The 21,963-nt window shown below is 61.2% G+C and carries 22 protein-coding genes; 6 read left to right on the forward strand and 16 right to left on the reverse strand.

Annotated features, from left to right (window positions below; all coding sequences use genetic code 11):
- Nucleotides 1-151: 151 nt before the first annotated feature.
- Complete coding sequence (locus XH85_RS30035; RefSeq protein WP_128934712.1) at nucleotides 152-853, reverse strand: Crp/Fnr family transcriptional regulator; 702 nt, start codon at nucleotides 851-853, stop codon at nucleotides 152-154.
- A gap of 205 nt (nucleotides 854-1,058) precedes the next feature.
- On the opposite strand from XH85_RS30035, the gene XH85_RS30040 reads away from it, so the two are divergent.
- Both XH85_RS30040 and XH85_RS30050 read left to right on the forward strand, forming a co-directional pair.
- Complete coding sequence (locus XH85_RS30040) at nucleotides 1,059-1,271, forward strand: hypothetical protein (RefSeq protein ID WP_128934713.1); 213 nt, start codon at nucleotides 1,059-1,061, stop codon at nucleotides 1,269-1,271.
- A 354-nt stretch (nucleotides 1,272-1,625) separates the two neighbouring features.
- On the forward strand, nucleotides 1,626-1,805 hold the full coding sequence (locus XH85_RS30050; RefSeq protein WP_128934714.1) for a hypothetical protein: 180 nt from the start codon (nucleotides 1,626-1,628) through the stop codon (nucleotides 1,803-1,805).
- A gap of 438 nt (nucleotides 1,806-2,243) precedes the next feature.
- Here the strand turns inward: XH85_RS30050 and XH85_RS30055 are convergent, their stop codons facing one another.
- The 3 genes from XH85_RS30055 to XH85_RS30065 all read right to left on the reverse strand — a co-directional run bounded on the left by XH85_RS30055 (nucleotide 2,244) and on the right by XH85_RS30065 (nucleotide 4,808).
- The gene (locus XH85_RS30055; protein ID WP_128934715.1) at nucleotides 2,244-2,552 is read right to left on the reverse strand and encodes a hypothetical protein; all 309 of its coding nucleotides are present in this window, start codon (nucleotides 2,550-2,552) and stop codon (nucleotides 2,244-2,246) included.
- 48 nt (nucleotides 2,553-2,600) lie between these two features.
- Nucleotides 2,601-2,831, reverse strand: coding sequence for a ParB/Srx family N-terminal domain-containing protein (locus tag XH85_RS30060; RefSeq protein ID WP_128934716.1), 231 nt, complete (start codon nucleotides 2,829-2,831; stop codon nucleotides 2,601-2,603).
- A 243-nt stretch (nucleotides 2,832-3,074) separates the two neighbouring features.
- Nucleotides 3,075-4,808, reverse strand: a complete 1,734-nt coding sequence (locus tag XH85_RS30065; protein WP_164935250.1) for an adenylate/guanylate cyclase domain-containing protein — start codon at nucleotides 4,806-4,808, stop codon at nucleotides 3,075-3,077.
- A 584-nt stretch (nucleotides 4,809-5,392) separates the two neighbouring features.
- On the opposite strand from XH85_RS30065, the gene XH85_RS30070 reads away from it, so the two are divergent.
- Entirely contained in the window at nucleotides 5,393-6,718 is a 1,326-nt protein-coding gene (locus tag XH85_RS30070; protein ID WP_164940858.1) for an ABC transporter substrate-binding protein, read from the forward strand.
- A gap of 148 nt (nucleotides 6,719-6,866) precedes the next feature.
- Here the strand turns inward: XH85_RS30070 and XH85_RS30075 are convergent, their stop codons facing one another.
- Nucleotides 6,867-7,274: a RidA family protein gene (locus tag XH85_RS30075; protein WP_245473464.1), complete on the reverse strand. Its 408-nt coding sequence runs from the start codon at nucleotides 7,272-7,274 to the stop codon at nucleotides 6,867-6,869.
- Nucleotides 7,275-7,557: 283 nt separating this feature from the next.
- Here XH85_RS30075 and XH85_RS30080 point away from each other — a divergent pair, with 283 nt between their 5' ends.
- On the forward strand, nucleotides 7,558-7,731 hold the full coding sequence (locus tag XH85_RS30080) for a hypothetical protein (RefSeq protein WP_245473465.1): 174 nt from the start codon (nucleotides 7,558-7,560) through the stop codon (nucleotides 7,729-7,731).
- A gap of 39 nt (nucleotides 7,732-7,770) precedes the next feature.
- Here the strand turns inward: XH85_RS30080 and XH85_RS30085 are convergent, their stop codons facing one another.
- The 11 genes from XH85_RS30085 to XH85_RS30135 form a co-directional block, all read right to left on the reverse strand.
- Nucleotides 7,771-8,895, reverse strand: coding sequence for an amidinotransferase (locus XH85_RS30085; RefSeq protein ID WP_208758060.1), 1,125 nt, complete (start codon nucleotides 8,893-8,895; stop codon nucleotides 7,771-7,773).
- 277 nt (nucleotides 8,896-9,172) lie between these two features.
- Nucleotides 9,173-9,391 carry a hypothetical protein gene (locus tag XH85_RS30090; protein ID WP_128934719.1) on the reverse strand — a complete coding sequence of 73 codons (219 nt, stop codon included), beginning with the start codon at nucleotides 9,389-9,391 and terminating at the stop codon, nucleotides 9,173-9,175.
- A 278-nt stretch (nucleotides 9,392-9,669) separates the two neighbouring features.
- Nucleotides 9,670-10,494 carry an SDR family NAD(P)-dependent oxidoreductase gene (locus XH85_RS30095; RefSeq protein ID WP_245473466.1) on the reverse strand — a complete coding sequence of 275 codons (825 nt, stop codon included), beginning with the start codon at nucleotides 10,492-10,494 and terminating at the stop codon, nucleotides 9,670-9,672.
- Between the two features lie 596 nt (nucleotides 10,495-11,090).
- Nucleotides 11,091-12,515, reverse strand: coding sequence for a TRAP transporter large permease (locus tag XH85_RS30100; protein ID WP_128934721.1), 1,425 nt, complete (start codon nucleotides 12,513-12,515; stop codon nucleotides 11,091-11,093).
- Nucleotides 12,512-13,075 carry a TRAP transporter small permease subunit gene (locus XH85_RS30105; protein ID WP_091887550.1) on the reverse strand — a complete coding sequence of 188 codons (564 nt, stop codon included), beginning with the start codon at nucleotides 13,073-13,075 and terminating at the stop codon, nucleotides 12,512-12,514. The genes XH85_RS30100 and XH85_RS30105 overlap by 4 nt, the downstream gene beginning before the upstream one ends.
- 112 nt (nucleotides 13,076-13,187) lie before the next feature.
- A complete protein-coding gene (locus XH85_RS30110; RefSeq protein WP_128934722.1) occupies nucleotides 13,188-14,294 on the reverse strand; it encodes a TRAP transporter substrate-binding protein in 1,107 nt (368 codons plus the stop codon).
- A gap of 328 nt (nucleotides 14,295-14,622) precedes the next feature.
- Nucleotides 14,623-15,330, reverse strand: coding sequence for a hypothetical protein (locus XH85_RS30115; protein ID WP_128934723.1), 708 nt, complete (start codon nucleotides 15,328-15,330; stop codon nucleotides 14,623-14,625).
- Nucleotides 15,327-15,764, reverse strand: coding sequence for an acyl-CoA thioesterase (locus XH85_RS30120; protein ID WP_128934724.1), 438 nt, complete (start codon nucleotides 15,762-15,764; stop codon nucleotides 15,327-15,329). The genes XH85_RS30115 and XH85_RS30120 overlap by 4 nt, the downstream gene beginning before the upstream one ends.
- A complete protein-coding gene (locus XH85_RS30125) occupies nucleotides 15,764-16,672 on the reverse strand; it encodes a fumarylacetoacetate hydrolase family protein (protein WP_128934725.1) in 909 nt (302 codons plus the stop codon). The genes XH85_RS30120 and XH85_RS30125 overlap by 1 nt, the downstream gene beginning before the upstream one ends.
- Nucleotides 16,673-16,723: 51 nt before the next feature.
- Entirely contained in the window at nucleotides 16,724-17,827 is a 1,104-nt protein-coding gene (locus XH85_RS30130; RefSeq protein WP_128934726.1) for a cupin domain-containing protein, read from the reverse strand.
- A 25-nt stretch (nucleotides 17,828-17,852) separates the two neighbouring features.
- The gene (locus tag XH85_RS30135) at nucleotides 17,853-18,056 is read right to left on the reverse strand and encodes a hypothetical protein (protein ID WP_128934727.1); all 204 of its coding nucleotides are present in this window, start codon (nucleotides 18,054-18,056) and stop codon (nucleotides 17,853-17,855) included.
- A gap of 112 nt (nucleotides 18,057-18,168) precedes the next feature.
- Here XH85_RS30135 and XH85_RS30140 point away from each other — a divergent pair, with 112 nt between their 5' ends.
- On the forward strand, nucleotides 18,169-20,328 hold the full coding sequence (locus XH85_RS30140) for a thiamine pyrophosphate-dependent enzyme (protein ID WP_128934728.1): 2,160 nt from the start codon (nucleotides 18,169-18,171) through the stop codon (nucleotides 20,326-20,328).
- Nucleotides 20,325-21,893 (forward strand): indolepyruvate oxidoreductase subunit beta family protein, encoded by a 1,569-nt coding sequence (locus XH85_RS30145; protein ID WP_128934729.1) that lies wholly within the window; start codon nucleotides 20,325-20,327, stop codon nucleotides 21,891-21,893. The genes XH85_RS30140 and XH85_RS30145 overlap by 4 nt, the downstream gene beginning before the upstream one ends.
- The last annotated feature ends 70 nt before the right edge of the window (nucleotides 21,894-21,963 follow it).

Raw genomic sequence — 21,963 nt, forward strand, 5'->3', positions numbered from 1 at the left:
CAGCGTTTTCACACAGCCAGGGTCAAAGGCTGCCCTCCGCAGCCTGCATGACACTATTCTGCTCACCTCTCGGCCGACAGCGCGGAGGTCAGCTGGCGGCCAATAGCGGAAGTCAGAATTAACCAAAGGCTCGTTGTTCGTTGCCTCTTGCTTAGTCGCTTAGTGCCACGACTTCCGCGTACTGATCTTTCACCGCCTGATAGCACTCGCAAACTGCCTCGCGCATGCGATTTGCATCCTGAATGCGGATCTTGCCTCGCTTATATTCGATCAATCCAGCTTTTTGCAGCGTCTGAGCCGACAACGTTACACTCGTCCGTTGCGTACCAAGCATACCTGCCAGAAACTCTTGGGTGAAATCGAGGGTATCGCTACCGGCCAAGTCCCTTGCCCGCAGCAGCCAGCGGCAGAGCCTAGCCTCGACGGTGTGCGACGACATGCAGGCGGCTGATTGTTGTGCCTGCGCGAGCAAAGCCTGTTCATGGCGGATGAGGATCGAAAGCATACTCACACTTTGCATGGCTATCGAGCCAAGATCACCGACGTCACAAACCATGCTACTGCCAGCGAGTTGCACGACCGCTCGGCTCAGTGATTTTCTCCCATTCAGCGCGGCCGTTGCGCCAACCACACCATCGAGGCCCACCATTGCCGCCTCGACAGACGCGCCGGAGGTCAGTTCGACCACCAGCGAGATGACCGCACCTGTCGGAAAATACACAAGGGCGATGGGCCGACCCGCTTCGTAAAGAACTTGCTGTTGTCGGAGCCGCACGCTCCTCAGATGGGGCTGCAGCGCAGCCGCGTCAGAGGGCGACAAGGCTTTGAGCAAACAATTGGGAAGATCGGCCATGGTCGCGACTCCTGCTCAGGCGGGAGCGCGACCGGTCTCTCAGCCACCGACCCCCGCGGTAGCCGCTGCCGGTGATCGGAGCCAACGTGGTCGGCATAGCGTCGTTCCTAATGCTGCGCAGCAAAATGTCGGCTCCCTAACAGACAATTCCGGAATTGTGCGCGAAATGGGTCTTCGAGTGAGTAACAGTCAAGGAGCCCGTGCCGTGAGTGCTTACGATCCGGAAATGCTGAACATCATGCGCAATGCCTTGGACCAAGCTTGGGAGCTGCTGCCGCAAGCCAGCAAGGGCAATCTCCCGAAGATCGAAATGGCGGATCGCATTCTTAGGAAAGCAGCCACAGGCGAGCGTGACCTCGCGCGGCTTCGTGCTGCAGCCCTCGCCGGGACCGACATAAAACATCCGGCCCTTCCGTGAGGAGCGTTGTGCAATGCAACGACGACGCCGGTTCAAACAAACTGAGACGTTGGAACGACGTCTTTTGAAGGAAGCGCGGCGCTTGCGCGAGGAGGCGCGGCTACTGCCTCCGGGTTTCGCCCGCGAGGTCGCGCTCAGGAAGGCGCGGTAGACGGAAACGGCGGCGCAGCTGACCGACTGGCTTCACTCGCCGGGATTAAAAGCGCCCAAATAAAGAACTATAAAACCGCGCTGGAAAAGCTTCGCAGGAATGCGCCCAGATGCGCGATTTGGCTACCGACCCAGCCAAGCGTGACATGTTAGACCGTAGTAATTTAGAACGTGATCGGAACAAGACTGGTTGTGGAGGCGACCATGGCTAAGCATATGATCTATCGCGCGAATGACCCGCTGATTGATGAACACATCCGGCGGTCCCGCCAGAGCATCGCGGAGGCGATTGAGGTTTTGGAGACAAACGCGCCGCCGGATACGTTCTTGGGACGCCAGCATGCCGATTTGATGCCATCGCAATCGCAGGAGGTGATAGAGTGATTTATCACCGATATCGACCAGCGACGGGCGTCGGTGACTGAGAGACCAATCGTGCTCCCGCCTGCATCAATGGGCAAGGGAGCGACGAATGGATCGCGCCATGGAGCTTCGCCATTTGGCAGAAGCCGAGGAGCACATTTCACGGGCCGACCGACACCTTTCCGAGCAGGAGGTTCGAGTTGCGGACCTTGAGCTTTCGGGGCACGACACGAGCTTAGCCCGCGCTCTCTTGGAAACATTTCGGCTGGCGCTAGCCCAGCACGTCGCGCACCGCGAGCACATTCTGAGGGAGTTGGGACCCTAGTGTCATGGTCGACGCTTAGGTTCACATGCTAAACTTCCGGATTTGGCCCATCGCGCCATTTCGCTGTGTTGCCGTATTTTGTCGGTATCGGGGCATAGCGGAACGTCGAGTAAGCCGCACCGATCAATCTCGATTTATGAGACGCGCTCTAGATATTCGGCGCAGATCGCCGCGAGCGCATTGCCTTGCGGCGATCGGTTGGGATTGTTCGGCTCGCGCGGCTTGGTCGCCTTCGCTATCGCGCGCTCCACAGTGCCGAATTGCTCCCCGTACAGAATGAACGTCATGTCCCGATAGGGCGACCGATCGCCATCCGGCACCTCGGGCATCTGCTCTAGCTCGCCGACCCCTACGGACAGCCGCGATAGCTCGTCCTCGGTTATGCCGGTCAGCGCGATCTCGAAACCGTCCTCCACGAGGTCGGTCAATTCGAGCCGCAGCATCTCGTCATCCCAATCGCTGGCGTCGGTCAGCCGATTATCGGCGATAACCTAGGCGCGCTTCTGCTGATCGGTCCATCCGCGCGCCACGATGACCGGGACCTCGGTAAATCCCAACAGCTTGCCGGCGGCGAGGCGCCCATGACCGGCGAGAACCATGCCGTCGTCGGCCGCCAATATCGGCATCGTCCAGCCCCATTGCCGGATTGACGCGGCGATTTGCTCGATCTGCTCGGCCGAATGCCGGCGCGAATTGCGCTCATAGGGTCGTAGACGTTCAATCGGTCATGTTTCCACGGCCGGCTTGCTCGCCAGTGCATCCATGATTTGCCGCCTGTCGGGCCGTTTACGGGCCCGGTGTCCGAATGTCTGATGTTGGAAGCGAAGCAGAAATCATATGCTCCTTCCGAGCCTTACCGGTTTTGACCCGAATCGGACGTTTGGCAATCCGACAAGAGACGTCGTGCGGGAAACGTCGAACAACTCGCTGCAAACAGAAGGGATGGCCCGCAGTTCAATGCAGCCTCACCCCCTCCATCCGGCCTTACTCAGACCGTCGACGAGATGCGCATGGTCTTGTGGACGAAACCACGGGGCTCTGTTGCGGACATACATATCTAATGCCCCCGGTGCGCGCGAGACGGCCTTTTCCAGTTCTTCCTTCGCTTCCGCTGTGCGGCCAAGCTGGCCCAGCGCCGCCGCGGACCAGCGGTAGATCATCGGAAAATTCGGATACGACCGGATCAGGCGTTTTGCGGCCTCGATCGAAGCCTCGTATTCGCCGCAGAAATATAAACCGCACGCAATGTGCAACAAGCGGACTGCCAGATAGGGATCGCGGGGATCGAGCCTGATACACACGTTGAGAGACGTGACCCCCTCCTTGTGCCGTCCGGCAAAGATCAGCGTCGCGCCTCGATGGCCGTGCGCGATCGCCAGATTTGGACTCATAGAGAGGGCTCGCTCGATCTCCGCCAACGCATCGTCAGCCTCGCCGCGTGCTTGCAAGGCCCAGCCAAGGCACGAACGGGCTTCGGCATCGGCACCATCGAGCGCGACCGCCCGGCGGGCCAAGGCCTCCGCCGAGTGTTGCGCGTCTCGCAGGCCAATCTTCTGGTAGAGCGCGGCCGCTTGCAGCTGGTACAGAGCGAGCGCGCTGTAGCTGCCGCTGAAGGTCGGGTCGAGATCGATCGCCTGTCTGAAGAATTTCTCGGCGCTCTCATCGTCCTCTGCGGTCGCTTTGCTCAGATGCCACAGGCCGCGCTGATAGGCGGCCCAGGCATCAAGGCTGCCCGGCGGCCTGCGCATGGCGCGTCGGAGCTCGGCGTCTGCAATGGCGGGGGCGAGCGCAGTCGTCAGCGCTTCGGTAAGCTCATCCTGCACGGCGAAAATATCTGCGAGATCGCGGTCGTAGCGCTCGGCCCATACATGATTGCTGGTCGCCGCCTCTATGAGCTGCGCGGTCACGCGGATCCGGCTGCCGGCCTTGCGCACGCTACCTTCAAGCACGTAGCGGACGCCGAGCTCGCGCCCGACCTGTCTCACATCAACCGCTCGCCCTTTGTAAGTGAACGACGAGTTCCGTGCGATGACGAACAATGAGGGATAACGCGATAACGCCGTGATCACATCTTCGGCGATACCGTCCGAGACGAATTCCTGCTCGGGGTCGCCGCTCATATTGGTCAGCGGCAGCACGGCGACAGACGGCTTGTCAGGCAACGCGAGCGCCGGAATCTCGCGTTTGGGCGTCGCAGTCCGCGGGCCCGGGTCGATGATGATGCGGTAAACGTGGACGGGCCGGGCGATGTTCTTCAGAGTTTGCTCACCCGCTTCCTCAACGTCGAACGGCACCTTGTCGCGCGCGTGATTGAAGACAGTCTGAGAGATACAGATGCCGCCGGGTTCGGCGATGCTCTCGAGCCGGGCCGCAATGTTGACGCCGTCTCCAAAGATGTCATGGGCTTCGACGATGATATCACCGATATTGAGCCCCACACGGAAGAGAATGCGCCTGTCTTCCGCGTCGTCGCAGGTAAGTTCGTTGATGCGGGACTGAAACTGCATGGCAGCCCGCACCGCTTCGACCGCACTTGGAAACTCAGCCAAAAACCCGTCGCCGGTGTTCTTCACGATGCGGCCGCCGTGCTGCGCAATTGCGGGCTCGACACCTCCGGCGAGAAGGGCCGTCAGCTTGGCGTGTGTCGCCTCTTCGTCATTGTGCATGAGCCGAGAATAGCCGGCCACGTCGGCGGCCAAGATCGCTGATAATCTTCGCTCGACTCGGACCCGCTCTTGCACCATGGCCGCACCAGGCCCCACCAACCCACCATACTCTAAACGGATCAGAGCGCAGCGCCAAACGCGCTTTGACGTTTCGGTCATGCGCTAAGTTGAAACGTCAACTGTGCTGACCCGGGGTGCGCCTGAGCTGACCCGCGGTGCGCACCAAATAGAGATCGAGTCCGGGCCGCCAATGTCGCCTTCTGGCCCCGTAGCCGACATTGCGCGGCCCCTGAAGCAGTGATTTCGGCCCGGCCGAAGACCGGGGACAGTATGGCTGCAGCGTGGTATCATTCCCATTGGTAGGCAGCTCTCGGGGGCGAGGCACATGCCAGCCAGGGTCGGACGACGGGAATTGATAGCCGCGCTTGGGGCCATCACTTGGCCAGTGACCGCGCGGGTCAGCAACCTATGCCAGTGATCGGTGTGTGTAGCTCCAGGCGTGGGGAAAGCACGCCTTGCTTATCGGACGCGGAGACCATCCGTTGCAGCGACCTCAGAGGCGGGAAGGTCAAGGTGCTTCCTCAGTAACGTTTATTGCGCAGAGAGAGGAGAGCGTCGTGGCGGGCATCAGTCGGCGAGAACTATTCAAGATTTCCGGCGCGGGTCTTATGGAGGCAAGGTTCGGCGGCCTCGCAGCGCTCCTAGCTTCGGGAGGCGCGCCCGCCTACGCGCAGGAGAGGACCGTCCATTGGCTTCGCCCGTCCAGTTTCGTGCCGGCGGCGGACGTGCTCTTAAAAGGTGAAATCACGAGAGAATGTCAGAAGGCGCTTGGGATCAAGCTCACGGTCGAGACGATTAACGCGACTGACGTCCAGGCGCGCATCACTTCCTCGATCCAAACGGGATCGGGCCCCGACATCGTACTCGTAGTTAATAATTGGGCGCACTTGTACTCCGAGAGCCTAGCCGAAGTCGACGACGTGGCGGAGGAACTTGGCAAGTCTCAAGGCGGCTTTTACGAGACCTCTCGCTTAGCTGCATACGACGGTAAGCGCTGGCTCGCCGTTCCTTTCAACATCACTGGCATTCAAATAGCCTACCGGAAATCGTGGTTTGCCGAGGCCGGTTATGCGAAGTTCCCGGAGACGTGGGAGCGGTATCGCGAAGCTGGCAAGAAGCTCAAGGCTAACGGCCGTCCTATTGGTCAGACGCTCGGTCACGCCTTCGCAGACGCCCCGAATTTTGTCTATCCATACCTCTGGTCTTGGGGTGGCAAGGAGGTCGAGCCGGACGGCAAGACGGTCTCGCTCAATAGCAAGGAGACGCTCGAAGCTGTCAAGTTCATGGTGGCGTTCTGGAAGGACGCCCACGACGAGGGCGGACTTGCCTGGGACGACACGAGCAACAACCGCGCCTTCCTCGGTGGCACAATCTGCGCGACGAATAATGCCGCTTCCATTTACCTTGAAGCTTTACGCAAACCGGATGCGTATCAGACCGAGGCCGGCAGGCCGATCAAGGACGACATCCAGCACGCACCGCTGCCGGCAGGTCCAGCTGGGCAGTTCAGCTTCCATACCCCCGCCTCTAACATCGTACTGCGTTATTCGAGCAATCAGAAGCCGGCCAAGGAGTTCATGCGCTGGATGAGTTCCAAACCGATCTTTGAAAAGTACTTCATTACGCTACAGGGCTTCAGTGTCGGCCCCACGACTGATTGGGAGAAGCATCCGCTGTGGGACAAGGATCCGGTGATGCTTCCGTTCCGGTCGGCAGCACGAACTGGCCGGCTAATGGGCTATGCGGGGCCATCAAGCCGTCAGGCGGCGGAGGTGCTGAACAAGTACATTATTATCGATATGTTCGCGAAGGCCGTGCAAGGGATGCCAGCCGAAGATGCGGTGAAGTGGGCTGAAGCTGAATGCCTGAAGGCATATGCCTAGCCCTTGACTACACCGCTGACCTGAATGCCCGCTTCTGGCCCCAAGCTGAACAAAGAACGAGCCACCGCCATGTCGGCTGTCTGCGGAAGACCGGACGTTGCACGGAGGTTGCGGTGACCGCCGCTCATGACCCCGATTGTGCCTGTAGTCATACTGTTCGGGGCAGGAATACAACCGACGGCTCGATCTCGATAAGGAACTCGTCCCTGGCGAGGCTCGTTACTCCGATCCAAGTTGTGCACGGTGGATTGTCACCAAATACAGCCTTGAGCGCGCGAGATATGGTGTCACCTTGGTGCAGGTGGGTTTGCCTAATATAAATCCGCAGCGATCCCACATCATCAAGTCTGGCACCAACGGAAGCTAGGGCCACGCTGAGGTTTTCCAAACTCTTTTCTAATTGGCGTCCAATGTCGCCAGTACCGACGATGTTTCCATTCGAATCCCACGCGACTTGACCGGAAATGTGTATCGCGTACCCTAAGGGCGTGGAAGTAACGGCCACCTGAGCAAAACCGAATTTCCGACTGTCAAAAAGCTCGGTTGGAATTTTCATAGATCGGGTCATTACAGCTCCCTAGTTGGGTCCAGGTCACGGCGTTGTAGCCGACAATTCTAACCAACGGTTGCTCAGAGAGCACTTCCGTTTATGGCCCGTGGCTGACTTCCGCTCTCGGCCTCTCAGGGGCCGCTTCCGAGGGCTGAGCGGAAAGCCATCGTGGAGACGCCGAGGGCAGCCTTTGACCCGAAGCCGACTGTTCCTCAAATTTTAGCATTTCGCCGAGTGTACAGTTGACTTGACCAGCGTACGATAGGCTGCGGTTTGCAGCGAGTCACCGATGCCAGTTTGTACACTCGGCACACGTATCGCCGATGCAAAGACCAAGGACGCCATTGCCTTCGCGAAGTCCTTCGACCGACGTATCGAAGTGATTTTCGATGTGGTGGATTGCATCGTCTTCCCACCCGTACGGGTCATCGCGCAACGGGAGCTGCCGAAGGGTGTTCCCTAGGTTCACGACTGCACCGTCAACCGGACGGAAGGTCGGCGCTCAAAAATAACTTTGCAACGTGCCGCACCGCCGGATGTCGAGGGTGGCGCAATGGAAGGCTCCGCCAAATGCGGCATAGTGCAAGAACTCGCAGGGAATGGGCTCGAATCCCCAATTCTCCAACGCACGCATCGTTGCGGTATGATGCGGATCAACGATAACTCGCTTCTCGTCCACCATCAGCACGTTCATGTTGAGCCATTTCCCACATAACGAGGTAATCCTGAGCATAGGATCGGTTATCGGGTCGGGCTCCGGGGCCACGAGGATGTCCCATTTTTTCAAGATGGCCGGAAGTTGGTCGGCGTCAATGTATTCGGGATTGATCAGAATCTTGCCGGGGCCAAGCGGCAGAATGGTGGTATCGATGTGCATCGGAGTGGGACAGCGACTCTTGATTTCATGAATGCGATAGCCGTCGCCAAGATGCCGACGCAGCCATTCAATGCCGGACGCATTGGTTACGTTGCTGCGGGTCACGAACAGGTCGCGCCCGCAGCGAAAGAAATCGGCGGCGTCAAAGACCGGTTCAAATTCGGTGAGGATGTACGAGATCGGCTCGCCTTTCTCGGGCACGTGAAACTCTGGATCGAACAGCTCGTTCGTCAGCTGCGGCCTGGGCGCGGCGGTCCAGCGCGCGCCACGTCGGAAATAGTCCTTCAGGATCGGACGATAGGAGTGCGTTTCGAAGTAGCGACATGGCCAAACCATCGGCGTTTCAATGATCTCCCCGCCAATCACAAGCAGGCTGTCGCGCGGGCAGGAATTGCAGAAGCCCCACGAGGACCATTCCGGCGTGCCGAAGCGCTTCTTGTGGTCGACCGCTTCCGGCCGCTTTACCACGATGCCCAGCGATTGTAGCAGAGCGACAAAGTGGTCAAGCTCGCGCTGCGCGGGTTCAATCATGATCTTTGGATAATGGAAGCCTGCGAGCAGCGACTGGGCTCGCGCAGCCATGCCCGGAATGTTGCAGGTGACAACCGGATGGTCGGAGGGGATTGCCGCACCCTCGAGCCTTCCGACTCTCACTTCCTCCAGCGGGTCCCACTCGTTGTGTGAGTTCACCGGAGCAGCTCGGCTCGCTGGGTCGGCATCCGCACTGTCAACGCGCGTGACCATGTCCATGCATCAGGCCCTCGTGCGCTACAACAGCCGCTGGCCCCAGAGGTTCCGAAGGTCGGACCACCGTGTGCCGGTCAATGGCAGGATCCCGGATGTCGCCTATGGCGGCCCATAGCAGAGTTATTCCTTGCCTGAGCCAGGACCGCCTTTGAACCCGAGCCGAACAACGCTGTGATGTCAGCTGTCGACGGTAAACGGGACGCGGGGCCGCGGTTACCTCGACGGCCGCTCGTGACGCCACCAAGACTTCGGCGCGGAGCTTTTGTCTCGCATCTTGCGTTTAGGACCGCGGCGGCCCTTCGCTCGGCCCGGCTGCCTCGTCATGGATCGTGACACCCGCCGACCGCAACCCGGTCAGCAGTACAGTTCTTACAAAGGCAGGATCGAATCCAATATCCTTGGCGTTTGGTGGATGTGCCTCGCTGCCCTTCAATCGGAGCGCCAAGTGCAATTGCTCGCAAAGGTGCTGAACGACAAGATTGACCTGATCGTCAGTCATGATTTGCTTTTCCCGCTACCATTTTGCTACCCAACTAGATAGCACACATGGAAATAGAGCGGTACGCGATTGGACCGTCCCAAGGATCAACCCCACGAGACTGCCCATGGCCGGGCTCCAAAATCGTCCGCCGATCGGCGCAGACCGGAAGTGACTAGCGGGCAGCTAGGCGTGTACCCATAAACCCAGCGGCGTGGTGCGAAGGCAATGTCCGCTTTCCCCTATAGCGGCCGAAGTTGTGCGGCACCGCAAAATGTCGCGATGAGCAGATGCGAGAACTAGCGTCGCGGCGTTCGTCCGCGTATACGGTCGAAGCCCTGCTTGATCGCTGCGAAGCGCCTGTCGATGAACGGTTCGTGCTCAGTATCGGTGAAAATATAGGGCCAGTCGTTTTCGATGGCCTCGCGAACCAGTTCGCCCACATAGAGCGGATCAATGCCGTTGTTGATCCGTCCCTGCAATGCCCTGATGAACTCGGCGCGGGGTCCTTCTGTCGGCGGAGGATTGCCGACAGCTCCAGCAAATCGCTGCGGCACATTGCGCCGAGAATTCATGATCTGCGTGCGGATGACGCCCGGACACAGAACGGATACCCCAATCTTCCTCGGCGCGAGCACGTTACGCATCCCCTCGGACAGTGCCACCACTCCATATTTGCTCACATCGTACGCCGGACTTGGTCCCGTAATCAGTCCGGCGACGGACGCCGTGGAAACAACCTGCCCTCCTTCGCCGTGCGCTTCGATCAGCGGACCGAAAATCTCGAAGCCCCAGATCACCGACATCAGGTTGACGCCGAGGACCCAGTTCCAGCCAGCATCAGTCCACTCACCATAGGTGCCGCCGCCGCCCACGCCCGCATTGTTGACCAATATGTGGATTCTGCCATACCGCGCGACAGTCGCGTCCGCTGCCGCCTGAAGTTCGCCTTTGAGCGAGACGTCAGCTTTCACGCCATCGACATCGACGTTGGTCCGTGTCTTCAGGTCCGCGACCGCTTTTTTCAGCGCCTCTTCCTCGATATCGCAGAGCATGACCTTCACGCCCGCCTGTGACAGCGCGGTCGCGATCCCCAGTCCGATCCCCGAGGCAGCGCCTGTCACGAATGCGGTCCGTCCAGCCAAGTCTCTCATGCGCTTTCCACCTTGCGATGCTTTTGACCCAGAGCAGCCCTTTGAGAGAGCCCACCTTCTGCGGGTTACGGCACATGGTCCCAGCTGCGGCTCATGGCTCTCGAGCTTGCAGTCATCTTCGAGATCGACGCCGCACTGCTCCCACACGTGGGACTCTTGGACGTTTGCCGTTGGTCCTTTCCAACGCCTTCTGCACCCGAGCGCTAAGGGTTCGAAGCTCCGCAAGTTGAGAATTGAGCGACCAGACACGTTGGTGCAGAATGACCATGCGGTCGCAGACCCGATCACGACTACTCATTTACGAGCCCCCAGAACTACAATTGCCAAAAAAATGCTGACGTTGGGCCGGGAAATAAACGGGACTTTCAGGCCAACGGTAGCATCGTTTCGCGTACAAGATGTGAAACGGTACACACACGACAGAAAATGTATTCCACGCTCGGATACCGACCGATATGGCCCCTTTCTTCTGCCAAGTGTTCAATTCGCATGGGGATGAGATGGATCGACATCCCCCCGTCATAAATCCGTAATCCTCGAGCAGCGCAGCGCACGCAGACGTCCGGCTACTTCTTTTTTGGGGTCAACCAATCCTCGTCTTCCAGGGACGGTGCTTGCTTCTGCTGCTCCAGGATTTTCCTGTACTCCTCGGGGATGACCTGACTGCGCGACGTCTCGTGCAGCGTCTGCGGGAACCAGGTCGCAATGCCGGGGAAAGCGATCATAAGCCCAACGCATAACACCTGCAGGATCATGAACTGGAACATGCCGGCGTAAATCGTCGCGAGACTCCAGCCCTTGACCACCTGCTTGAGATAGTACGCCGACATGGCGACCGGCGGCGACAGAAAGGCGGTTTGCAGCACCACCGCAACCAACGCGCCGAACCATATGAGGTCGATGCCCATGCCCTTCACAACGGGATAGAAGATCGGCAGGAACACCAGGACGATGGCTGGCCACTCAAACGGCCAACCCAGCAGAAAAATGAGAAAGAGCACGACAATCAGCATGAAGCTCGGCGGCAACTGCAGGCCGAGCATCGTCTCGGTGATCCAGTTCGCCGAGCCGAGGCGAGCGAACACCGCACCGAAGATGTTCGATGTGACCGCCAGCAACAGGACCATGCTCGACGTCGCCATCGTCGAGGTCAGCGCGCGCTGCAGTCCGGCGAACGAGAACCTGCCATATGCGATGGCCAGGACCAGAGCGCCGACGCTGCCGATGCCAGCGGCCTCTGTCGGCGTCGCAAGGCCCCCGATGATCGAGCCGAGCGTCGCCGTGATGAGCCCGAGCAGCGGCAGCGTGCCGACGACCACCTCGCGCGCAATGTAGCCAACGGAGTAGATCCGCTCATCCTTTGGCACCGGCGGCCCTAGTTTGGGATTCAGGAAGGCGCGGCCCATCAGATAGACGATGTAGATGCCGGCCAGCAGGAAACCCGGCCCGAAGGCTGCAGCATAGAGATCGGCGACCGACACCCCGAGCACCGGGCCCATCACGATCAGCATGACCGACGGGGGAATGAGAATGCCGAGCGTGCCGCCCGCCGTGATGGTGCCCGCTGAAAGCTTGGCGTCATAACCCGCCTTGGTCATGATCGGCGAGGCCATGATGCCAAGAACGGTCACGGCTGCGCCGACGATGCCTGTCGCCATCGCGAACACGGTCGAGGTCAGGATGACGACGAGGAAGAGTGCGCCGCGCACCGGCGCAAGCATCATGCGGAACGCCGTAAAAAGGCGTTCCATGAGTCCCGCTTGCTCGGTGATGAAGCCCATGAAGATGAACAGCGGCACGGCGGCGAGGAGTTCTTCCTTCATCATGCCGATGGTCTGGAAGTAACCAAGCTCGAAGACCGTCGCTCCCATGCCCCAGTAGCCGAACGAAAAGGCGAGAAACAGCAACGTGAACGAGATCGGCACACCGATGAAGATCGCGCCGAGCAGCACCAGCAGCATGACGACGCCGATGAGCGCTTCTGCGGTCATATCTCGACCTTCTCCTTGTGCTCGAGCTCGACGCCGGTGCGCGCCATATAGATGCTCTTGATCAGTTCGGACACGCCCTGAATCAGCAGCAGGAGGCAGGCGAACGGCACGATGAACTTGAACGGCCACAGCACGGGCCGCCACGGCGTCTGGTCCGAAGTCTCGTTGATCAGCCAGGCGTAGTGAAATTCGTTCCAGCTGATCAGGAACAGCATGATCAGGCTCGGGAAGAAGAAGACGACATAGGAGATCGTATCGATCCAGCCCTTCCTGCGGATCGAGAACTTCTCCCAGAAGAAGTCGGTGCGGATATGAGCGCCCTTGTGCAGCGCGTAGGCGGCGCCAAGCATGAATAGCGAGCCGTACAGCATGTATGTTGCGTCGTAGACCCATATGGTCGGCGCGTTGAACAGGTAACGCGCCCCAACCTCGTAAGCGACGGCCAGGACCAGCGGCACCGACAGCCACGAGATGATCGTGCCGGTCCGGTCCGTGAAGCCGTCGATGATCCTGATTATGGCCAGCAATGCCGGCGGCTGCCTGCCTGTTATCTCAGCCATCCCTCGCCCCTTCCCTTGACCGTCCGGGCGGCGCATTTGCGGCGCGACGCAGAGCGGGCGCATGAGCCGCATCAATGGAGGGCGGCCTGAGCGGCCGCCCTCGGAGGAAGCCCTATTTCTCGAGAGGGAAGTAGTAGTTCGCCATGAAGGAGTACGGCGGGAAATAGGACCGCTTGTACGGCACCACGGCGCTGGCATAGGCCTTCTGCGAGTCGTGCACCTTCTTGAAGAACGGGTTCTTGGCGCTCTCGGCCGCCGCGATCTCGTCCCACTTCTTGATGAAGGCCAGCAGGATCTCCGTCGGCGTGCGCAGGATCTGCACGCCGTGCTTCTGCTGCATCTCGATCAGCGCATCGGCGTTCTGGCGCTGCCACTTGGTCCACCAGACCAGGAATGTCTCGTTGGCCGCCGACTTGATAATCTCCTGATGCTGCGGGCTGAGCTCCTTCCACACATCGCCGTTGATGACGATTTCGCCGATCGTCACGTTCTCATGCAAGCCAGGCGAATAATGGTACTTCCAGACGTTGTGGAAGCCGAGCTGCAGGTCCTCGATGCCGCCGACCCATTCTGCGCAATCGATCACGCCGCGTTGCGCAGAGGGAATGATTTCTCCGCCCGGCATGTTGACTACCGTGAAGCCGAGGGCCTGCCACACTTCGCCGGCCATGCCAGTCTGGCGGCATTTCATGCCCTTCATGTCCTCGACCGTCTGGATCGGCTTCTTGAACCAGCCGAACGCCTGCGGCCCCGCAGGCAGGATGGGGAACACGACGAGGTTGAGCTTGAGCTCCTTCTGATAGAACTCATTGTATAGGTCGAGGCCGCCACCGTGATAGAGCCAACCCATCACGTCCATGAAGTCCATGCCGAAGGTGCCGCCGGGACCGCCGGTGAACAGGATCGCGGCCTTGTTCTTGCCGGTCCAGTAGCCGGCCCACGCATGCGCTCCGTCGAGCACCCTCTTGTGGGTTGCGTCCAGCACCTCGAACGCCGGCACGACCTGGCCAGCGGGCATTGCCTCGATCTTCAGCGCGCCAGCCGACAGCTTGTTCACCCGGTCGGCGAAATAGGTGAAGTTGTCATAGAGCGTGAGCGACGCCGGCCATGTGGCCTGCATCTTCAACACTTTCGTCTGCGCGATGACTGCAGTGGTGGATACGACAAACGCCGAAGCGATCAGGGCAACGGCGACTAACCCCAGAAACATGCGTTTCATGAGCCATCTCCTCCCTTGGACGACGTGACCGGGGCGATCGCTTTTTCTTCGTTGTTCTTGGTCGCCTAACTTCAAACCACGTCTGCCACCATTCTGCCACCATGGCCGCAAGTTGTCATCTTGCTTTCTAGCCGCAGCAAGCGTCAGGTTACCGCAGCGTGGCGCCTTCTTGCGTCGGCCGCGCCGACGGACCTACCGCTGCTTGTTGCATCGCAGCCGATATCATGCCGACGAAGCCTTGAATGATGATCTCGGCGTCTCTCGGGCGGAGCTGCCTGCTCTATTTGTATGTTGTCCGCCGATGTCCGCTTTGCGTGCGCGCTCGGCTCTAAGATTTAGATGCAACCGTTCGCGTCAGCATCGGAAAATGCTTGTTGCCGCCTGCGAACGGCGGAAACTGAACGAAGTCCGCGCGCATGCGCTTGATCACGTCGGAGCTCAGCGCGCGCGAGAGGGCCGCCGGGCTGTCAAACACCAGCTCGTTTCGCTGCATGTGCTCGACCCGCCGCGACGGCAGCCGGTCGACCCAATCGATCCGGGTATAGATCTCGATCTGGCGGACGTCCGGGAAGGTCCGCATGATAGACGGGTGATGCTCGAGATAGTGCAGATGCCAGGCGTTGATGTCGTCCGCCGGCCCGGGATAGTGCACGAGGTAGCTGCACGGGGTGGTCGTGCCGGGGGGATGCGCGGCGACATCGACCGGAAAGGAGCGCGTCAGCATCACCTGGTGGGTGACGTCCAATCCGGTGAGGCTCGATAATCCGCCGCCGGTTGCGAGGCTGGCGAGCGCTCCGTCGCGCCCCAGCGCAGCTTCGCAAGCGAACAGATCCGGAAACCGCAATTGCAGCGCGAAGGTTGGCCCCGGACCGTCGGCCTTGTAGGGATGATCGACCGATTGCTGCAGCGGCATGAACAGCAGGCCCTCGGTCATCTCGGTGACTGCCCCGACCAGTACTGCGACGGCATCCAGTGCGTCTGATGCGACGCGCCGTCCGCCCGTCGGGTCGACGAATGTCATGAACAAGGAGATCATGATGGCGCTGCCTCAATTTCCTCATCGACATTCAGATGCGCGACAAGCGCAGCCCGAACATCGTCGGGCCACGGAATGGCGTGGTGATCCACGAGCGAGGTTGCGGCAAGGATCTGGCGTGCGCGCCAGCGCATGCCATCCGAGCCCGAGACGACATGAGCCAAATGCAGCGATGATCCGCCCACCCGGCCGATGCGCAGCTTGAACGTCAAGAGATCGCCGAACATCGACGGCCGGGAGAAATCGCAGGTCAGATGCACGGTGGGCGTGCCGATCTTGCGGAGCGTGATCAATCCGGGCCAGGGAAATCCGATCGCCTCCCAGAAGTCTTCGACGACTCCGTTGAGCATGTTCAGATAGGCCGGGAAGTAGGCGATTCCGGAGGGATCGCAGTCCGCGAACCGCAGCTTGCGGTCGAACGAGAACGCCGTCATCAGATCGCGACGACCGGGTGCCGGATGACACCGACGCCGTCGACCCCGGCCTCCACCACGTCGCCCGGCCACAGCCATTCCTGCGGAGTCATGCCTGCGCCCACCCCTTCCGGCGTTCCCGTCGCGATGATGTCGCCCGGCTCCAGCGTCATTCCGGACGAAATGTCGGCAATCAGGGCCGGAACATCGAAGATCATGTACTTGGTGTTGGAGTCCTGCTTCGTGACCCCGTTCTTGGTCAGCCACAGCCGCAGGTCATGTGGATCGGCAATCTCGTCCGCCGTCACGATGCAGGGGCCGAACGGCGCATAGGTGTCCATGCCCTTGGAAAAGATCCACTGCCCAGCCCGGCGATTGTCGCGCGCGGAAATGTCGATCATCACCGAATAGCCGAACACGTGGTCCATCGCCTTCTCGGCCGCGATGCGCGTCGCGGTCCTGCCGATGATGACGGCAAGCTCGACCTCCCAGTCGAGCTGCTGCGTCATCTTCGCATTGTGCTGGATTGCCGCGCCGGGACCGATCACGGAGGTCGGCGGCTTGGAGAAGACGACCGGCTGTTTCGGCAGATCCTTGTCCGTGTCCAGGCTCTTGGCGGATTCCGCGACATGCGCGCGATAATTCAGCCCGATGCCGAAGATGTTCTTGCGGGGCCGCGGGATTGGCGCCTGCAGCCTCACGTCCTCGAGGGGAACGGCAGCGCCGGCCGGCAAGCGCCCATTGGCGCTCTCGAGGCCGTCCTTGAGCGCCGGCAACAGCGTCGCGTTGTTGTCGATGAATGAGAGCATGTCGTTCGGCCATGCCAGACCGCACGATGCGCCGAGGCGCTCGACATCGACGACCAGCCCGTTGACGAGCACTCCAAGGCGGGTACCGGCGGAGCCGAAGGTATAGGTCACGAGACGCATGGAAGCTTGATCCGACTCTTTCCGTTGAAATTCGCACGGAGCAACGTGATGTCAGGCTGCCGGCTGATGGCCGGCATTGTCGCCATAGGCTTCTTCCCGATAGAGCCCGAGACCTTCGATCACAGGCAGGTCATTGAAGCAGAACAGGCAGGCGTCCTCGCTCGCGGAGGCATTGCCGTGCTCATGCCAGGCCCAGGACGGAACGCAGAAGATATCGCGCTCCTGCCATTCGAAGCGCTTGCCTGCGATGACGGAATAACCGCTGCCCTTGGCGACCTGGTAGATGAAGCTGCCGGTGTGCCGGTGCGATGTCGTCTTCTCGCCCGGCCGCAGCATTTGCATGCTCGCGCCGATCGTCTGCATCACGTGCCCGCCGGTGACCGGATTGACATAACTCATGAGGATGCCGTCGTAAGGCGAGCCGTCGGTCGCAGCCGCATATTTCTGCAGGGCTTCGTAGGTCGGCTCCCACTCATATTTGAACATCGGCGAATAGCCCTTCGACCACGGCGCGTTCACCGGGCGAAGCCCGAGGTTGCCCCAGGTCTTGGTCATGTCGTCGACGGGATAGCCGGACTCTTCCTGCTGGATGTTGGGATGCACCACGAAGAAATTGGCTTCGAGCGCGTTGACGAGCGGGATGTCGAGCCCGTCCTGCCAGATGCACACCGAGCCGCCGGCGTCGACCCCGTGCTCGTGCCAGGTGCCGTTTGGTGTGAGCACGAAATCGCGGGCCCCTAACGTCATCTTGTGGCCGTCGACGACGGTGTAGGCACCCGAGCCTTCCATGATGAAGCGCAGGGCCGAAGCCGAGTGCGCGTGGGCCGAGGCGACCTCGCCGGGATGCATGACCTGCAAGCCCGAATAGAGCCAGCCGACGGCTGCCGATACGTCGCGACGACCGGGATTGTTGAGATAGATCACCCGGCGCCCGGCTTTTTCGGGAGAGACCAGCTCGACCGAGCGCAGCACATGTTCGCGCAGATCGCCGTAGCGCCAGAGCACGGGAACGGACGCCGATTGCGGCTGCCATGGCTCGATCTTGTTGGCGACCGTCCACAAAGCACCGGCTTCGTATTTCTCGAGATCCTTGTAGTAGGCCTTGAGCTCCGGAGTGTCCTCGACATTGGCCCGGCCGATCACGTTGTCCCGCATCTCATCCTCCAAGTCCTGTGGCGTCTTAGGGCGTTCGTCGGATCGAAGCGTGCCATCCATTGATGGCCGTCGCCAGGGATCGACCATCCAGTTCCAAACGGAGATGGCCGGGAACATCGTCGTAGAAGGCCAACGAGATTTGCGCCGGCTTGTCGGCCATTGCGCTCGCGCTAAGATGCCGAGGTGAAGCCTGCATGGCGGCAGCCTTGACGCGAGGCAGCTTGAGCATCGGCCCTACCCTGTCACTGGTCACGACCGCGCCCGAACTGGGATGGCGGCATGTCCGGCGTTGACTTACTTCATATGTAAAATTATGGTAATGCATATTTCTGGAGGACGCAATGGCTGAACGGTCTTTCGCTCGCGAGGTCGAAGATCTCCGGCTCGGCGCGGGCGACATCTTCCGCGGCGAAGGCATCCTCGCCATCACCAAGGCGCTGCTGCAATCCGGTGTGGCCTATGTCGGCGGCTACCAGGGCTCGCCGATCTCGCATCTGATGGACGTGCTGGCCGACGCCAAGGACGTGCTCGACGATCTCGGCGTCGTGTTCCAGAGCTCGGCCAACGAAGCGGCCGCCGCGGCGATGCTCTCGGCATCGGTGATGTATCCGCTGCGGGGTGCGGTGGCCTGGAAGTCCACGGTCGGCACCAATGTCGCCTCCGATGCGCTCGCCAATCTCGCTTCCGGCGGCGTCACCGGCGGCACCATGATCATCGTGGGCGAAGATTACGGCGAAGGCTCCTCCATCATGCAGGAGCGCACCCACGCCTTCGCCATGAAATCGCAGATGTGGCTGCTCGATCCGCGGCCCGACCACGACTGCATCGTCAACCTGATCGAGAAGGGTTTCGAGCTCTCGGAATGCTCGAACACGCCGGTGATGCTGGAAGTCCGCGTTCGCGCCTGCCACATGCATGGAAGCTTTGCCTGCAAGGACAATGTCAGGCCGGCGTACACGATCAAGGACGCGCTCAATAATCCCAAGCGCGACGTCGGCCGCATCGTGCTGCCGCCGGCGGCCTATGAGCATGAGCAGGAGAAGATCAAGACGCGCATGCCCGCGGCGATCGGCTTCATCCGCGACAACAAGCTAAACGAATGGATGGGACCGAAGCGCGGCAAGGTCGGCATCATCATGCAGGGCGGCATGTACAACAATGTCATCCGCGCGCTGCAATATCTCGGGCTCTCGGATGCCTATGGCAATACGCAGATCCCGCTTTACGTCATGAACGTCACCTACCCCGTGATCGACACGGAAGTTGCGGAGTTCTGCCTCGACAAGGACGCCGTCCTGATCGTCGAGGAAGGCCAACCGGAATATCTGGAGCAGGCGATCAATACCGTGCTGCGGCGCAAGGACATCCAGGCGCGCGTCCACGGCAAGGACGTGCTGCCGATGGGCGGGGACTACACCGCGCAGGTCCTGCTCGGCGGTGTCAGGGAATTCCTCGAGAAGACGGAGCCGAGATTGCTCGGCAACAGGCCGCCGGCACCGGATGCCGTTCCCGTGCTCAATCATCCGGCGGTCGAGAAGCTCAAGCAGGTCGTGCCGGCCCGGCCGCCGGGCCTGTGCACCGGCTGCCCGGAACGGCCGATCTTCGCCGCGATGAAGCTGGTGGAAGAAGAACTCGGCGAGCACCACGTCTCGGCCGACATCGGCTGCCATCTGTTCTCGATCCTGCCGCCCTTCAACATCGGCGCGACGACGATGGGCTTCGGCCTCGGTCCGGCCTCGACCTCCGCATTCAACGTCAAGGCCGATAAGCGCTCGATCGCGGTCATGGGCGACGGCGGTTTCTGGCACAACGGGCTGACCAGCGGCATCGGCAACGCCGTCTTCAACAAGCATGACGGTGTATTCGTCATCGTCGACAATTTTTACACCTCGGCAACCGGCGGCCAGGACATCCTGTCGTCCCGCGCGGTCAACAAGCGGCGCAAGATCAACAATTCGATCGTGCAGGCCGTGAAAGGCATCGGTGCCCAATGGGTGCGGCAGATCGACCGCACCTATGACGTCGGCAGGATGCGCGACACGCTGAAGGAGGCGCTGACGACGAAGGATGAGGGTCCCAAGGTCATCGTCGCCTCGTCCGAATGCATGCTGAACAAACAGCGCCGCGTGAAGCCGCAGACGAGCAAGGCGATCAAGGACGGGCTGCGCATCGTCAAGGAGCGCTTCGGTGTCGATGAAGACGTCTGCACGGGCGACCACGCCTGCCTCCGCCTGTCGGGCTGCCCATCCCTCTCGGTGAAACAGCTCGACGATCCCCTGCGCGACGATCCGGTCGCCGCGATCGACAATTCCTGTGTCGGCTGCGGCAATTGCGGCGAGGTCGCCGAGGCCGCCGTGCTGTGTCCCTCGTTCTACCGCGCCAACGTCATTCACAATCCGACCCGCTGGGACAGGTTCAAGTCGAACATCGCGATGACGGTGATCGGCTGGCTGCAACGGCGGCGCGAGCGCCGCCGACCGGCGCTCGAGGCGCTGACATGAGAGACGAGACGGTTCGACTTGCGCTTCCCGCGGCCGGCGAAGCGACCGAGCGCCCGATCTCGATCGCGATCCTCGCCATGGGCGGCCAGGGTGGCGGCGTGCTGACCGACTGGATCGTCCAGCTCGCGGAGAACCACGGCTGGGTCGCGCAGTCGACCTCGGTGCCCGGCGTCGCGCAGCGGACCGGCGCCACGATCTACTACATCGAGGCGATGCCGCCGCTCGATGGGCGCAAGCCAATCTTGTCGCTGATGCCGACCCCCGGCGATGTCGACGTCGTGATGGCGGCCGAATTCATGGAAGCTGGACGCTCGATCCTGCGCGGGCTGGTAACGCCGGACCGCACCACCCTGATCGCCTCCAATCACCGGTCCTTTGCCATCGGCGAGAAGATCGCGCCGGGCGACGGCATCGCCGACGACGGGGCCGTGCGAGGGGCGATCGGTGTTGCCGCCAAGAGCGAAATCATCTTCGACATGAACGCCCTGGCCATCGCACATGGCAGCGTCATTTCCGCTGCGATGTTCGGCGCGCTCGCGGCCACCGGCGTGCTGCCGTTCGACCGCGACAGCTATCTCGCGGTAATTCGCGCCGGCGAGAAAGGGGCCAAGGCGAGCGTTGACACCTTCCAAGCCGCTTTTGATCGCGTCCGCATCGGGGCGCCCAATGTCGCCGTAGCCCCCCGGCCGGAGAAAAACAAACAAAGCCCCTCGCCTGCGCCCTTCGATCCCCGGCTGGCCAAACTGCTCGAACGGCTCAAACACGAGCTGCCGCAGCCCGCACGCGACCTGGCCCACGCCGGCCTGAAAAAGGTGGTCGACTTCCAGGACATCGCGTACGGCGCCGAATATCTCGACATTCTCAGTGGGCTGCACGCCGCCGATCGCAGCGCCGGTGGCGCGGACAGAGGCTTTGCCTTCACACGGATGGCTGCAAAGTACCTCGCCAATGCCATGACCTATGACGACGTCATCCGCGTTGCCGACCTGAAGACACGCTCGGCGCGCCGCGCGCGGATCGAGGGCGAGCTGGAACTGGCGCAAGGTCAGGTGCTGCAGACCACCGAATTCATGCACCCCCGCATGGAGGAGGTCATGGGAGCGTTGCCCGCGGGGTTTGGTCGCTGGCTCGAGACCAGGCCGCGCCTGATGGGATGGCTCGATCGCCGCGTCAACAAGGGACGCCGGGTGCGGACCTATTCGCTGCCCTGGTTTCTCGCGCTCTATGTCGTGGGCGGTCTCCGGGGCCTGCGCCGCCGCTCGCGCCGCCACGCCATCGAGACGGCGCATCGCGACGAATGGCTCAAGGCTGCCACCGAGTCGGTCCGCACCAATTACCAGCTCGGCGTCGAGATCCTGCAATGCCGCCGGCTGGTCAAGGGCTATTCCGATACCCACAGCCGCGGCCTGTCGAAGTTCGACAGGACGCTGGCCGCGATCACGCTGGTTGCACAGCGCGAGGATGCCGCCGACTGGGCGCGCCGCCTGCGGGAGGCGGCGCTGAAGGACGGCCCGGGCAAGCAGCTCGACGGCGTGATCCAGACCATCAAGAGCTTCGCCTCATGAGATTGACCTTAGCGCCGGATTGCCGTTCAAGCTGACGCGGGTCAGAATCGAGCTGCTTGACTGCGATTCC

It is taken from the genome of Bradyrhizobium zhanjiangense (assembly GCF_004114935.1).
Classification (GTDB): Bacteria; Pseudomonadota; Alphaproteobacteria; order Rhizobiales; family Xanthobacteraceae; genus Bradyrhizobium; species Bradyrhizobium zhanjiangense.